Here is a 15,346-nt window from a genome sequence, read left to right on the forward strand (position 1 = left end):
CTGAATTAAAGAAAGCGCTTAATCGAAAAAGGCGAGCAATCGAGCGGTGTCGGTTGCCCGTGGATCATGTTGTTGACGATATCTGCGGTAATTGCCGCTTGTGTTAGCCCTAAATGCTGATGCCCAAAAGCAAAAACATACGGGCCTTTTTGGTCTATGACCGGTAAGGAATCGGAAATAGTGGGACGGAACCCCATCCACTCACTGGTATTCTGGCTATCCAATGGTGTTTTTAGCATTGGGTTAGCTAACGGTAAAAAGTGACGAGCGCGCTGCATATTCGGTGGACGTTTTAGCCCTGCATATTCCACCGTACCCGCAAGACGTAACCCACCGTTCATTGGCGTCATAATAAAACGGCGATCCATACTGGAAACAGGGATGGATAAACGCCCTTTTTCATTTGGTAGCATCAAGTGATAACCGCGCTCCGTTTCTAACGGCACATTAATGCGGCTCACCATCTTCACTAACGATTTCGAAAATGCGCCACCTGCAATCACCACTTTATCGGCGATAAATGCGCCTTGTGAGGTGGTCAAGCGAGCTTGACTCGCTGATGACGAATCAATCGCCGTGACTTCACACTCAGTCAGGACTTTTCCCCCTAACTGTACGAATGCTTGGGTTAAACGCTCATGCATCAAGGCGAGATCCACCACATGTCCTGTCTCAGGATAGAACAATCCACCAATCTGGTTATTGGCAAGTTCAGGTTGCTGTGCCAACAGTTGGGATTGATCCAACAGCTGGTTATGCACCCCCATGCTATTTAAATACTCTCCGTGGCGACGCAATTTTTCGAGGGTCGGTGGTTTCTCAGCCACCAGCAGCGAACCTTGGATTTTGACTAAATCCTCTAACTGCCACTGCTTCGAAAATGCCTGCCAAGCGTCTAATGACGCCCCATTGAGCATGGAGAGAACGTGATGAATATGCATAAACGGCTTGTGGCGCATATTACCCAACAATTTCAGTAACCATGGTGTCAGCGGCAATATATAGCGCCAATCAATACGTAGTGCGCCTAACGGGTCGAGCAACATGCTAGGAATTGATTTCAAAACAGATGGGTCCGCCACAGGAAACACCTGCTCCGTGGCGATATGCCCCGCATTCCCGAACGAAGCGCCTGAGCCAATTTGGTTTTTGTCGACCAATAAAACGTCCGTGCCTTGATTCTGGACAGATAACGCAATACTGAGCCCAACAATGCCACCACCCACCACAATCACAGAATATTTGTTATCCATTGGCTTACCTCACTCCACCGTGATCCCAAAGCGGAACGGGTCGTTTTCATCGATCAACAAGGTATTTTCGCCGCTGATATAGGCATTTCCGCGAATAGTCGGGATGATGCCGTTAGCATCTGCAATCTGATAGCTCGCTTGAAATTGACTACCGATGACACTTGCCTGACGCCAAATTTTGCCTTCCGCGAGTTTGTTGTCTGCCGCAAGACACGCCAGCTTGGCACTTGTGCCTGTGCCACAAGGAGAACGGTCATAGGCACCGCCTGGACATAACACAAAACTTTGACTATCCGCATCTTTGCAATGACCAAACAGCTCAATGTGGTCAATTTCTTGGTTATCTTTACCAAAAATACCTTGGTCAACGAGAGCTTGTTTGATTTTCAAACAGATTTCAGTCAGCGCCTTCGCATTCCCATACTGGATAGCGAGTGGTGAATTTTCGACGAGGAAAAACCAGTTTCCGCCCCATGCAATATCCCCAGTCACTAGCCCAACCTCCGGCACGTTGACTTGAACGGCTTTGCGATAACGGTATGCGTAGACGTTTTGAATACTCACGCTACCATCTTCATGTAATTTAGCAGTCACATCCCCGACAGGGGTTTCAATTAAATGCTCCCCGTAGCCAATGCGACCTAAGTAATACAATGATGCAACTAAACCAATGGTGCCGTGACCACACATGCCTAAGTAGCCTTCGTTATTAAAGAAAATCACTCCGGCAACCGCTTTTGGATTCACTGGCTTGCAAAGTAATGCGCCCACTAAAATGTCATTTCCACGTGGTTCTAAAATCGTCGTGCAGCGCCAATGGTCATATTCTGTGCGTAATTTTTGCAGGCGCGACGCCATGTCTGAATTCCCCAAATCAGGAAAACCTTCAATCACTAAACGTGTCGGTTCCCCTGCGGTATGAGAGTCAATGACTTCAATTTTCTTATATTTACTCTGCATCAGTTCATCCTTATTAATATCATTTGTTAATAGAATGCTTGATTTATGTAAACAACTCTTGATATCTTTCGAATCAACCCATGCGTATTTCTGCACAATTTAAAAACATTTCAGATAACTATTAAAATTAGTTGAATGCATTGGAGCGCAATATGATTGATTTAAATAAACTGTTGTTGATTAGTCAGGAAAACATGCTTTTCCCCGTAGATAATATTAATAATTTGTTAAATCATCTTGGATTGGTGATGCCACTGATTAATACGCTTCCTAATGTGACTTTCTTCGTCAAAGACCGTAATGCCAAATACTTACTTGCCAATGAAAATTTGGCTAAACGGTGTAAAGTCGACCAACCGAATGGCGTAATAGGAAAAACTGCAGAAGATATTTTCCATGCAGATTTAGGTCAGAGTTATAGTTCCCAAGATTATTTGGTGATGCAGAAAAAAATCAGTGTTATCAATAAACTGGAATTACATCTCTATAAGGCGGGATTATTAGGCTGGTGTTTAACAACCAAGGTACCGATTTTTGATACTAACAATCAGGTTATCGGTGTTGCGGGAATTTCGGTGGATTTGCAGGATGAGAAGTCAGTGAGTCCCAAATTAAATGGTCAATTGGGACGCGTTGAACACTATATTAGCCAGCATTTTGATACCGCTATTAAAATAACGACATTGGCTGAAATTTCAGGGTTGTCATTATCACAACTCAATCGTCAATTTAAAACGGTCTTTCATATTACTCCCCAGCAATATATTCAGAAGAAACGCCTTGAACACGCAATTGAGTTATTAGAAGAGGACTATTCGATTACGGATATTTCAATTAAATGTGCCTATGCCGATCACAGCGCATTCTGCCGTAAATTTAAAGAACTCACAAATATGACCCCAAGCCAATTTAAACGTATGCGTTCTACTATTGATAATAACAAACACAATGATAATAAAAACATAGATAATAAAGCCGTTAATAAATGGGATATGGCTTATTCTATTTAACCCTCATAAAACGCGCATTTTCTTTAAAAAATGTGCGTCTTTTCTTTTTTGAAACACGCGAACTTTTTTCCATCCATTCCCTCTAAATTCTCAGTTGTTCTTTTAGAAAGAAACCGTTGAGCCTCTTTTTGTTGTCACGATGAATCGCTTTCACGATGAATTGCTATCATGATAAATAGTTGTAACGATAAATTGTTGCAATCATGAACTTAGGACAGCTCTTATTGCAGCTAAAACACAATCGCGTATTGATATAGCACTAAACTGCACGCTATGCGGTATATTTTAAGGATGAGTGAATGACCATTTATGATCTGAAGCCGAAGTTTCAGAATCTGTTACGCCCTATCGTTCGTCAGCTCTTTGAGGCGGGAATTACAGCCAACCAAGTCACCCTCGCAGCATTAGGGTTGTCCATTATCGTTGGCGCTCTATTAGCCATTTTCCCTAGCCCTTATTTGTTTATCCTGCTGCCGTTTGTCCTCTTTATTCGTATGGCGCTCAATGCTATTGATGGCATGCTGGCACGTGAACATAACCAAAAAAGTCACCTTGGCGCAATGCTAAATGAGTTAGGCGACGTCATTTCTGATGTTGCCTTATACCTACCTTTCGTGCTGATTTTCCCGCACGCATTTTGGTGGATTTTACTGCTCCTATTCCTCAGCGTTTTGACTGAATTTATCGGCGTCATTGCTCAAGCGATTGGCGCATCTCGTCGTTATGATGGCCCCGTAGGCAAAAGTGATCGTGCTTTTGTTTTTGGCGCGCTCGGGTTGTTTGTCTGTATTTTTCCGCAACTGATGACCACAAGTTGGATCAATATCCTGTTTGTCATCCTTGCCTTGCTGTTGTTCTATACCTGCTATAATCGTATTCGCCGCGCACTGACTGAATTAAGTGCAGTACCGGAAAATAATTAAGGAAGAATTATGAACGCTCAAACTGACTATTCGACTCAACGTCCCGTTGTCGAATCTCAATTTACCACCAGTGATCATACCAATTTGTTTTATCGTTATTGGCCAACTGAACAAATCACCGATAAAGCCATTATTTTGTTTCACCGTGGTCATGAGCACTCTGGTCGTGTTGCGCATTTAGTGGATGAATTGAATCTCCCTGATTTTGCTATGTTTGCATGGGATGCTCGTGGACACGGCCGAAATGAAGGCCCCCGTGGCTACAGCCCATCTCTAGGCACGTCCATCCGTGATGTGGATGAATTTGTCCATTACGTATCAGAGCAATATCAGATCCCACTCGAAAATATTATTGTTATTGGTCAAAGTGTTGGGGCAGTCTTGGTCTCTACATGGGTGCATGACTATGCGCCTAAAATCCGTGGTATGGTGCTAGCCTCCCCGGCATTTAAGGTCAAACTGTACGTCCCATTTGCCCGTACAGGCTTAGGGTTAATGCAAAAAATTCGCGGATTGTTCTACGTGAACTCTTATGTAAAAGCCAAGTTTTTAACCCACGATGAGCAGCGTATTCACTCGTTTAACAATGACCCGCTGATCACGCGCCCAATTGCCGTAAACATTCTTCTGGAGCTGTATACAACTGCAGACCGGGTGGTCGCGGATGCCGCTGCCATCACTTTGCCAACCCAGTTGTTTATTTCTGGTAGTGACCATGTGGTTCACCATAAACCACAGCATCAGTTTTATGACCGCCTAAATACCCCAATTAAAGAGAAGCACATTCTTCCCGGTTTTTATCACGACACATTAGGTGAAAAAGAGCGCCATATTCCTATCGAGATGATTCGCCAGTTTGTTGATAAATTATTTGCACTTCCACTGTATCAACATGATTATCAATTCGAAGATACCTGGAGCACCAGTGCCGATGCATTCCGCTCATTGAGTGTACCGCTGCCACAATACTGCCCGAAAAACCTTGCTTATAAGATCATGAGCAAGTCCATGAGCACGTTGGGTAAAGCATCTGAAGGCGTGCGTATTGGCTACGACAAAGGCTTTGATTCCGGCTCAACTCTCGACTATGTCTATCGCAACGAGGCGCAAGGTTCCGGTCTGTTTGGTCGCATTATCGATAGGCAGTACCTCAACAGTATTGGCTGGCAAGGGATCCGCCAGCGCAAAGTCAACATTGAAAACATTATTCGCCAAGCCATTCGTGAACTGACTAATAGTGGAAAGCCTGTTCGTATTATGGATATTGCCGCGGGCCAAGGTCGCTACATTTTTGATGCCATTAATGACTACGGAAAAGTCGATTCCGTTCTACTGCGTGACTACAGCCCAATTAACGTTGAACAAGGCCGTTTACATATCAAAGAACGTTACTTAGAAGACAAAGTTCGCTTTGAAGAAGGTAACGCATTTGATGCCGACGACCTCGCGGCAGTTTCTCCAGCGCCAACGTTGGGAATCGTCAGCGGTCTATATGAGCTTTTCCCAAGCAATGAGCTGATCCGCGCTTCCCTTGATGGGCTTTCTCGTGCCATTCCATCCGGTGGTTTACTCGTCTACACCTGCCAACCATGGCACCCACAGGTTGAAATGATTGCCCGAGTACTGCCAAGTCACCAAGGTGGACAAGCGTGGGTAATGCGCTGCCGTAGCCAAGGCGAAATGGATGCTTTAGTCGAAGAAGCTGGCTTCGAAAAAATCACGCAGTCCATCGATAACTGGGGCATTTTTAGCGTTTCCCTTGCAAGGCGCCGTTAATTACTTTTCTTTTTAACTAACAGGTTATTGGTATCATCACCAATAACCTGTATTTTTATCTGCTCAGCACTCATTTGGCCTGCGAATAACTCACTTGGCTTGCAGATGACTTATTGATGTACCTTTATCAGTACATCAAGATGCGATTAATTAAGGATAGGAACCGAACCCATGCTCCATTTAGCCCAAGATACGCGCCCGACATCACGACGCCAGATTTGGCTCTATGGGTTAGTTTGGTTGCTATTCTTAGCCCCTTTTTTCTTTTTAACCTATGGGCAAGTCAATAATTACACCGCGACACTGCCCAATGTGCCTTCTTATGTATACGGATGGGAAACACGCATTCCATTTTTGCCGTGGACCATCATTCCCTATTGGAGCATCGACCTGTTCTATGGACTTTCCTTGTTTATCTGTGTCACCCGCCGTGAACAGTACATCCATGGTTTGCGCTTAGTTGCCGCCTCGCTGATCGCCTGTGCTGGTTTTTTACTTTTTCCACTTAAATTCAGCTTTCCGCGCCCTGAAACCAATGGGGCATTCGGCTGGATGTTCGATAGCCTAGAGCTGTTTGACTTACCCTATAACCAAGCCCCCTCTCTGCATATTATTTTACTGTGGTTATTGTGGCTACGTTTCAGGGCTCATACTCCAACCCAATGGCGCTGGGTGCTACACAGTTGGTCAATCCTTATTTTGATCTCCGTTCTTACCACATGGCAGCATCACTTTATCGATGTGATCACCGGCTTCGCCGTTGGTGTCATTATCAGTTACTTGTTACCCATTAACACTCGCTGGCAATGGCGCTATACCGGTAGCCCTCGTAGCCTGAAAATAGCGAAAAACTATGGCCTTGGCGCTATCGCCTGCTATGTTCTCGCCTTTCTCGTGCAAGGTGCAGCATGGTGGCTCCTATGGCCTGCAATCGCCTTAACTTTCGTCACACTAGGCTATTTAGGTGCTGGTGCTTCTGTATTCCAGAAAACAGCCTCTGGACAGGTTTCTCCTTCTGCCACATTAGTTTTACTTCCTTATCGCCTGATCGCTTGGGGTACCTATCATTACTACGCCAAGCGCTGCCAGCAACCCAGTATTGTGAACGAAAAAATTGTTTTGGGAGGACGCCCGTTATATCCACTGCAAACTCAAGCTGTTCTCGATATGACTTGCGAGTGGCCTCGCAATAATTACAGCCAAGGTAAAAATTATTGTAGTCAGCCGCAAATTGATTTGTTACCTCTAAGCCCCGAGGATATAGAGAAAGCTGTTACAACTATGGACAGACTCGCCCAAAGTGGTTCGGTGTATGTTCATTGCAAGTTAGGTTATTCTCGTAGTGCGACGGTAGTGGTAGCTTGGATGGTGCATCAAAATATGGCGAGAAATATCGATGAGGCAATCGCCCATGTGGAACAAGTTCGCCCTCAGGTGATTTTAAATTCAGCGACTGTTGAGCAGTTACATCACTGGTATCAGCAATTTCATGTACGGAGAACACACCAATGAGTTCACTGATGGATAAAAACCAAGGAGATGTGATTGTAGTATTCACTGCCAGTTGGCGCTATTTTGCCGTAGGTGCCATCCTCGCGTTATTGGGGCAATTCGCTTTACTGCTTCATGATTCGATATCACACTTTAGCCTCGCAGTGAGTGTCGGGCTGTTTTTGGCTAGCCAATACTTTATTTTCCGCCTATGGCTAGACCACCATTTCTTTGCGCTGATTTATCGACAGGGAGATACTCAATCCTTTGATAACGCACTCGGGTTCCTATTTCCTCAATCCTCAGGGAATCAAAATAGGGAAAACCGAAGTATGGAAAGTCGCTGGGAAGGCACTCGTAAATTATTTCAGCGTGCCAGTTATTGCGTGGTTCTCTTGTGGGGATGGTTATTATTTTCGCTTATTTTTTAGTTCGTTTTGGGTGATATTTAAATAAGCGGTAAATTTACTATTAATTAATTATCACACCTTTTAAATCGCTGTTTAAAATAGCAAATCGATAGTTAATAATTATTTTAAATACGTTTAATGATATTTAACGGAGTAAATAACGCTTTTTTACTTTTGATACTGAAAACGTTATGATAATTGTAGTTTCATTGATAAATAACACATTTTTTTGATTCAGTTAGGCGTATCCTCATATCTTCATTTCGTTTATTTTTCACCCTGTTATTTTGGTAGGGTTTTAATGAGTACAAAAAATATTAATAGATTGCGCCCTTTTAGCGCATTGATTGATTCCTGTTGGAAAGAGAAATACACCGCAGCCCGCTTTATGAAGGATTTAATTGCGGGTATTACCGTTGGGATTATTGCAATTCCACTGGCTATGGCACTCGCTATAGCCAGTGGTGTTCCACCTCAATATGGTCTTTACACCGCAGCCATTGCGGGGATTGTCATTGCAATTTCGGGTGGTTCCCGTTACAGCGTTTCTGGGCCAACTGCCGCCTTTGTGGTTATCTTATACCCCGTATCTCAACAATACGGGCTTAGTGGCTTATTAGTCGCGACATTAATGTCAGGGATTATCTTGCTGGCAATGGGTTTTGCTCGCTTCGGTAAGTTTATCGAATATATTCCTGTGTCCGTCACGCTTGGTTTCACATCGGGGATTGCGATTACGATAGCGACCATGCAAATCAAAGATTTTTTTGGTCTGCATATGGAGCATGTCCCTGAAAACTATGTCGATAAAGTAATTGCATTGACTAAGGCATTTCCAACCTTGCAATACAGTGACACCTTGATTGGGCTTGCAACTTTATTGGTGCTGATTTTCTGGCCTAAACTCAAAGTTCGCCTACCGGGACATTTGCCTGCAATTATTGTCGGTACCCTAATTATGTGGGTACTAACCCTGTTTGATATTCAGGTGGAAACTATCGGTTCTAAATTTAGCTATTTACTACCGGATGGAACTCAAGGTAACGGTATTCCACCTATTCTGCCGCAGTTTATGTTGCCTTGGGAGTTACCGGGTAGTGCGCCCATCAGTTGGTCGATGATCACCGCATTAATGCCTGCCGCTTTGTCGATGGCTGTTCTTGGTGCAATCGAATCCCTATTGTGTGCCGTCGTGCTCGACAACATGACGGGAAAAAAGCATCATTCCAATAGTGAGCTTATTGGCCAAGGGCTAGGGAATATTGCCGCTCCATTCTTTGGTGGGATCACCGCAACCGCGGCGATTGCCCGTTCGGCTGCAAACGTCCGTGCAGGTGCAACATCCCCTATTTCTGCCATTGTGCATTCTATTTTAGTGTTGCTGACCCTGCTTATTTTAGCGCCATTGCTCTCCTATTTACCGCTCGCTGCTATGTCCTCACTCCTGCTGATTGTGGCTTGGAATATGAGTGCCGCTGGCAAAGTGTTTACGTTGATCCGCCGTGCACCAAAAGATGACATTATTGTTTTACTGCTGTGTATGTCACTGACTGTCCTATTCGACATGGTTATTGCTATCACTGTCGGGATTGTTATCGCATCACTGCTGTTTATGCGCCGAATTGCCAATATGACACGAGTAACCCAACTACCAGAGACTCAAGAAGATAAAAGCCTACTGGTTGTGCGAGTGAATGGCCCCCTGTTCTTTGCCGCCGCAGAGCGTATTTTTGATGAGCTGCGGGTAAAAAGTCACGGTTATGAAACAATTGTGATGCAGTGGGATGCCGTACCGGTATTTGATGCAGGGGGGCTGGAAGCCTTCCATAAATTTATTGATATCGTTCGTAAAGACACCCACATTATTGTGTGTGATATTCCATTCCAACCACTGAAAACATTAGCGCGTGCCAATGTTCGTCCGATTGATGGCGTGCTCAGCTTCCAAAATTCACTGAAAAGTGCATTAGAAGAAGTTCATCAGATTCAGGAAAATAAAAAGCATCTTAAGTCATAACAGCGCTACCGTATTATTAGCTTAACGCTGACAATAAAAATGCCGCACTTGCTGAACAAGAGCGGCATTTTCTATTCAATTCTGTATGCTAAAAATCAGTAGCAGTACATTTCGTTACCTTCGGTTTTACCTAATTCACAAGCCATCGCACGGAGTTTTGTCGCTTTCTGCTCATCATCTCTGACGGCACCATTGTTACCATCATTAAATTGAAATGAAGCCATACCTTCTGCAAAACCAGCGAAGGTTAATGCATCAGCTTTTGCAAACCATTCCAAGGCTTTTTTCTCATCTTGCGGCACCCCATTACCATCATAATAAATGATGCCTAACCATAAAGGCGCATTAAAATAATCTTTGTCATTTAACGCACTGACCTCCTCAAGTAGCGTAATGGCGCGCGGGTAATCAACGTCACCTGACTCAGGAGTAATCAACGTTTCAGCTAAGCTTATTTTCCCTCGAATACTCCCACCAGCAACGGCTTTAGTGGCATATTCACGGGCTTTGACAAATTCCTCAGTAAACGTTCTGTCTCCACTAATTAACGTAATATCCGCCAATAATGAATACGCATCTGCATTACCTGCTTGTGCTGATTTCTCTGCCCATAACTTGGCATTATTTTGGTTTTGTAATACACCAATTCCCGCCAAATACATTCCAGCTAATTCATATTGCGCTTTAGCGTCATTGTTTTGAGCCGCCGTTTTGGTCTGTTCAAATATTTTCTTATCTTCAGGCGTAATATCGTATTGCGCCATTGCATGTAGTGAGAACATTAAGCCCACCGCGCCTAAGCAAAATTGGCGGCTGGTATTTTTAATAGCAGAGAGGATTGGGTACATAGGTGCCTTATTATTATTTATAAACGTTAATACGGATGATAAACGATGCTTTTAAAACGGTTCTTGAGACGCTATAACGCAGAGCCTTGCCCACCATTAGCAAGCAAATATTGGTACAAACTGTTCATACCTACCCAACGATTTTCACACCATTGTGGCGCTAATAATGTCGGTTTTCTCGCACTGGCACTGATACGATGGTACAGAATATCCGTTGGCGTATGGCGGATCATCTCCCCTGCGGTTGCGGTATATTCATCTAGAGATAGGGTTTCTAAGCGACCTGCTCGCCAGCTTTTTGCCATAATACTACCCTCAACGATATGCAACGGATGCAGTTTTATGCCATCTGTGCCACACGCCAAAACCGCCTCTAACGTCTGCATATTCATGACAGCATTTTCATTTGGCAGACCGCAAATTAAATGAGTACAAACCTTGAGCCCCAGTGCTCGGGCTTTTTGGGTGGTCGCTTGATAAGCAGCAAAATCATGCCCGCGATTAATACGGTGCAATGTTTTGTCGTGAGCAGTTTGTAAGCCAAGTTCTAACCAAATTTCATAGCCTTGTTGGCGATAATCCGACAGTAACGATAACACCGCTTCAGGCACACAGTCAGGGCGAGTTCCTACGCATAAGCCAACCATATCCGCCTGTTCTAGCGCTTCTTCATACAACTGTTTTAAACGATGTACTTCGTCGTAAGTACTGGTATAAGCTTGAAAATACGCTAAATAGCGATTGGCGCGGGAAATTCGAGAGACTTGTTGCTGGATTTGAAGGGTGATGGGTTGTTCGGACTGTTTCTCATCACTGAAGGATGACACATTACAAAATGTGCAGCCACCTCGCCCCAACGTACCATCACGGTTTGGGCAGCTAAAGCCACCATGTAAGGTGACTTTATGGATTTTTTCACCATATCGGCGCTGGAGATCAGCGCCGAACATGGAAACAACATCATTTAATTGCATTTGAAACGATGATTAGCTGTTGGTGTCCAACGCAGGAAAGCTTTTCACAACTTCGTCAATGGCTTTAACTTGCTGTAAGAATGGCTCTAATTTGTTTAATGGTAATGCAGAAGGACCATCACAACGCGCGTTATCTGGATCTGGGTGAGCTTCAAGGAATAGACCTGCTAAGCCAACCGCCATCCCTGCTCTTGCCAGTTCAGCAACTTGACCACGACGACCGCCTGATGCTGCGCCAAATGGGTCACGGCATTGCAGTGAGTGCGTTACGTCAAAAATCACAGGGCAACCGTTAGAAGCTTGCATCATGACATTAAAACCAAGCATATCAACTACTAAGTTGTCATAACCAAAGTTTGCACCACGGTCACACAGGATAATGTTATCGTTGCCACCTTCGATGAATTTCTCAACGATGTTGCCGATTTGTCCCGGGCTGATGAACTGAGGTTTCTTGATGTTAATTACCGCATCGGTTTTCGCCATCGCTGCAACTAAGTCAGTTTGACGTGCCAAGAATGCAGGTAATTGGATAACATCAACCACTTCAGCAGCTGGCTGAGCTTGCTCTGGAGTATGAACATCGGTAATGATTTTCACGCCAAAAGTCTGTTTGATTTCTTGGAAGATTTTCAGACCTTCTTCCAGACCCGGTCCACGATAAGAGTGAATAGATGATCGGTTAGCTTTATCAAAAGAGGCTTTAAATACATACGGAATGCCTAATTTTTGTGTCACAGTGACATAATGCTCACACACTTTCATCGCCATATCGCGAGATTCAAGTACGTTCATGCCACCAAACAGAACAAATGGCAGATCGTTTGCGACCTTAATATCACCGATACTGACTACTTTCTGTTGCATACTCTTACCCTTTATAGGAAGACAAAAACTGTCTATACGTTAATCAATGCAGTACAACTGGAAGGTTATCCAGCGAATAAATTTGGATCTTAATCATTTCCGACACGGGGTCTTCTGGGCAGTGCTCAACAAAATAGTTAAGGTCGCTCAGCGCCACATGGTTACAATCTAAGTGCGCGAGGATAAGCCCTCGGTCACGAATTTCATAAGGGTCTTCAGGATCGAGGATCAGCAATGTCTCACAGACTTTTAATGCCATCTCCATTTTTTTCTCTTCCATCAGCGCCGCTTTTAATGTGTCGAAAATTTTGCGAACAATAATACTATGTTCAGCCACATCCAATTCATCAAAAATAAATTCGGAGTATGGATCAACCGTGCCTTTTAGCCACATCGTTAATGTGTGCTGTGACAAGGTTTCACCGCTAACAGGGTTAATAAACCACTGGGAACCATCGCGTTTTGTCGAGACAAAGAGTAATTGAGTCGGGAAAATTGCAGCTTCAACCTCTAAATCAAGCTGCTCAGCAATAAATAAGAAAATTGAGCCAAGAGAGACCGGAGTACCTTGCTTAGAAACTAAAACTTTATCTAACCACAGCATATCAGATAGCGCATAAACACCGTGCGCCGCACCAAATTTCCACTCACCATAAAACAGTGCAATCAGCTGCTCTATCTTTGACTGATTATCAGCAGTCAAATCAATTGCTTCACGCGCTTTAGCGACTAAATCATCTAATTGCGTTTGTACCTGCATAAAGGGGAAATCGGCACGAATGATTTGTGAAACCATCATAATGCCTTCGCTTAACGGTAACTGATTAAACTCAATATTTGCTATTGTTTTCATTACAATTCCACTGCAATTGCCCGCTTAACCATTCCATTGGCCAAGGGAAATTCGCTCTTTACCACCATAATCCAGACAGGTCTCGACATTGGTGTACCCATTTTCATTAAACAGCTCTCGCACTGTTAAACCTTGCTGCCAACCATGCTCAAGCAGCAGCCACCCTTGTTGTTTTAGGTATTGTTTTGATGTGGCAATAATGTGTGCTAAATCTGAAAAACCATGCTCATCAGCAATCAGCGCGGTTGATGGCTCAAAACGCACATCACCTTGGCTCAAGTGAATATCACTCTCATCAATATAAGGTGGATTACTCACAATCATATCAAATAGTTCATTGGGGAGTGAAGTAAACCAATCACTTTGTGAGAACTGAATATTTGAAATGGCTAAACGTTGTTGATTTCGTTGCGCTAACGCCACCGCATCGGGATTAAAATCCACGCCCGTTACACGACTATTAGGTAACTCTGACGCCAAGGCTAACCCAATAGCCCCCGTTCCTGTGCCAAGATCCAAAATACGACAGGCGTCTTGAGGAAGGCGCGCTAACGCTTGCTCGACAAGGCATTCGGTATCTGGACGTGGGATCAAGGTTGCGGGGGAAACATACAGCGGTAGTGACCAGAATTCTCGTTCACCCACAATGTAGGCAATCGGCTCTCCTTGTTCACGGCGAGCTAATAGCGCCTCTAATTGCTGTTGTTCATAGGAAGTGAGTTCGGTTTCATCAAAAGCGAGGATGTAGGTACGGCTGCGCCCTGTTGTGTGTTGCAACAGGATCTGCGCATCTCGTTTAGCGCTATCACTGGCAGACAGTCTGACGACTGCCTGCAGTAACCATTCGCTATAACGCATTAGTCCTGCTCAGATAAAGCAGAAAGCTGATCAGCTTGGTATTCGTTGATGATAGGCTGAATTAATGTATCCAGTTTTCCTTCCATCACTTCATCCAAACGGTACAGCGTTAGGTTAATACGGTGATCAGTGACTCGGCCTTGTGGGAAATTATATGTACGAATGCGGTCAGAACGGTCACCGGAACCTAATAAGTTACGGCGTTCTGAAGCTTCTGCTGCATGGCGTTTATCCATTTCAGCTTGGCGAATACGCGCACCCAACACAGACATCGCTTTCGCTTTGTTTTTGTGTTGTGAACGTTCATCCTGGCACTCAACCACAATACCCGTTGGTAAATGGGTAATACGAATTGCAGAGTCGGTGGTGTTAACGTGCTGACCACCCGCACCCGATGAACGGAACGTATCGATACGTAAATCCGCTGGACTAATTTCCGGTAATTCCGCTTCTGGCAGTTCAGGCAAAATAGCGATAGTACAAGCAGAGGTATGAATACGACCTTGTGATTCCGTTTCAGGAACACGCTGTACGCGGTGACCGCCGGATTCAAACTTCAAGCGGCCATACACGCTATCACCCGAAATTTTTGCGATAACTTCTTTGTATCCGCCGTGCTCACCATCGCTGGTGCTCATCAGTTCAACGCGCCAGCGGTTGCTTTCCGCATAACGGCTGTACATACGGAATAAATCACCCGCAAAAATTGCCGCTTCATCGCCACCCGCGCCCGCGCGGATTTCCACAAAGCAGTTATATTCATCATCAGGATCTTTTGGAAGTAACAACAATTGCAATTGTTGCTCTAGCTCTTCATTGCGCTCTTTAGCTTCTTTTAGCTCTTCTTGAGCCATCTCTTTCATTTCAGGATCATCTAACAGCATTTGGGCTGTTTCGATATCATCCTGAACGGTGCGCCACGCAGTAAAACACTTCGCGACATCCGTTAATTGAGCATATTCTTTTGATAAAGCACGAAAACGGTCTTGATCAGCAATCACACCCGCATCAGCAAGGTGCGCTTCAATTTCTTCGTAGCGTTCTTGTAATGCTTCTAGTTTTGCGACAATAGAAGGCTTCATTCGTTATATCAGACCTATGATTAA

Annotated in this window: 10 protein-coding genes and 4 pseudogenes; 6 read left to right on the top strand and 8 right to left on the bottom strand. The window is 44.3% G+C overall.

The annotated features are described in order from the left end of the window. Positions 1 to 5: 5 nt before the first annotated feature. Together GKR74_RS13180 and GKR74_RS13185 are read right to left on the bottom strand one after the other, a co-directional pair. Positions 6 to 1,253: an NAD(P)/FAD-dependent oxidoreductase gene (locus GKR74_RS13180; protein WP_154603928.1), complete on the bottom strand. Its 1,248-nt coding sequence runs from the start codon at positions 1,251 to 1,253 to the stop codon at positions 6 to 8. 15 nt (positions 1,254 to 1,268) lie between these two features. Then, positions 1,269 to 2,213, bottom strand: a pseudogene (locus GKR74_RS13185) (4-hydroxyproline epimerase); the annotation flags it as partial. Positions 2,214 to 2,365: 152 nt separating this feature from the next. Between GKR74_RS13185 and GKR74_RS13190 the strand changes: the two are divergent. From GKR74_RS13190 to dauA, 6 genes and pseudogenes are all read left to right on the top strand, one after another. After that, on the top strand, positions 2,366 to 3,223 hold the full coding sequence (locus tag GKR74_RS13190; protein ID WP_154603930.1) for an AraC family transcriptional regulator: 858 nt from the start codon (positions 2,366 to 2,368) through the stop codon (positions 3,221 to 3,223). Positions 3,224 to 3,522: 299 nt separating this feature from the next. Beyond that, a complete protein-coding gene (locus GKR74_RS13195) occupies positions 3,523 to 4,146 on the top strand; it encodes a CDP-alcohol phosphatidyltransferase family protein (protein WP_154603931.1) in 624 nt (207 codons plus the stop codon). 9 nt (positions 4,147 to 4,155) lie between these two features. Then, positions 4,156 to 5,922, top strand: a complete 1,767-nt coding sequence (locus tag GKR74_RS13200; RefSeq protein ID WP_154603932.1) for a bifunctional alpha/beta hydrolase/class I SAM-dependent methyltransferase — start codon at positions 4,156 to 4,158, stop codon at positions 5,920 to 5,922. Positions 5,923 to 6,093: 171 nt separating this feature from the next. Then, a pseudogene (locus tag GKR74_RS13205) lies at positions 6,094 to 7,422 on the top strand (phosphatase PAP2/dual specificity phosphatase family protein); the annotation flags it as partial. 8 nt (positions 7,423 to 7,430) lie between these two features. Further along, positions 7,431 to 7,844 carry a hypothetical protein gene (locus GKR74_RS13210; protein WP_154603934.1) on the top strand — a complete coding sequence of 138 codons (414 nt, stop codon included), beginning with the start codon at positions 7,431 to 7,433 and terminating at the stop codon, positions 7,842 to 7,844. Positions 7,845 to 8,124: 280 nt separating this feature from the next. Beyond that, positions 8,125 to 9,840, top strand: a complete 1,716-nt coding sequence (gene dauA / locus GKR74_RS13215) for a C4-dicarboxylic acid transporter DauA (protein ID WP_154603935.1) — start codon at positions 8,125 to 8,127, stop codon at positions 9,838 to 9,840. Between the two features lie 71 nt (positions 9,841 to 9,911). Here dauA and GKR74_RS13220 read toward each other — a convergent pair. The 6 genes and pseudogenes from GKR74_RS13220 to prfA form a co-directional block, all read right to left on the bottom strand. Next, positions 9,912 to 10,688: pseudogene (locus tag GKR74_RS13220) on the bottom strand (tetratricopeptide repeat protein). A 71-nt stretch (positions 10,689 to 10,759) separates the two neighbouring features. Next, positions 10,760 to 11,662: a TIGR01212 family radical SAM protein gene (locus GKR74_RS13225; RefSeq protein WP_154603937.1), complete on the bottom strand. Its 903-nt coding sequence runs from the start codon at positions 11,660 to 11,662 to the stop codon at positions 10,760 to 10,762. A 12-nt stretch (positions 11,663 to 11,674) separates the two neighbouring features. Then, positions 11,675 to 12,529, bottom strand: a complete 855-nt coding sequence (gene kdsA / locus GKR74_RS13230) for a 3-deoxy-8-phosphooctulonate synthase (protein WP_154603938.1) — start codon at positions 12,527 to 12,529, stop codon at positions 11,675 to 11,677. A gap of 4 nt (positions 12,530 to 12,533) precedes the next feature. Beyond that, positions 12,534 to 13,382: pseudogene (locus GKR74_RS13235) on the bottom strand (transglutaminase family protein). Between the two features lie 24 nt (positions 13,383 to 13,406). Further along, a complete protein-coding gene (gene prmC / locus GKR74_RS13240; protein ID WP_154603940.1) occupies positions 13,407 to 14,240 on the bottom strand; it encodes a peptide chain release factor N(5)-glutamine methyltransferase in 834 nt (277 codons plus the stop codon). After that, the gene (gene prfA, locus GKR74_RS13245) at positions 14,240 to 15,322 is read right to left on the bottom strand and encodes a peptide chain release factor 1 (protein ID WP_006659989.1); all 1,083 of its coding nucleotides are present in this window, start codon (positions 15,320 to 15,322) and stop codon (positions 14,240 to 14,242) included. Before prfA ends, prmC begins: the two co-directional genes overlap by 1 nt. Positions 15,323 to 15,346: the final 24 nt, after the last annotated feature.

The organism is Providencia sp. wls1914 (assembly GCF_009706645.1).
GTDB lineage: Bacteria > Pseudomonadota > Gammaproteobacteria > Enterobacterales > Enterobacteriaceae > Providencia > Providencia zhijiangensis.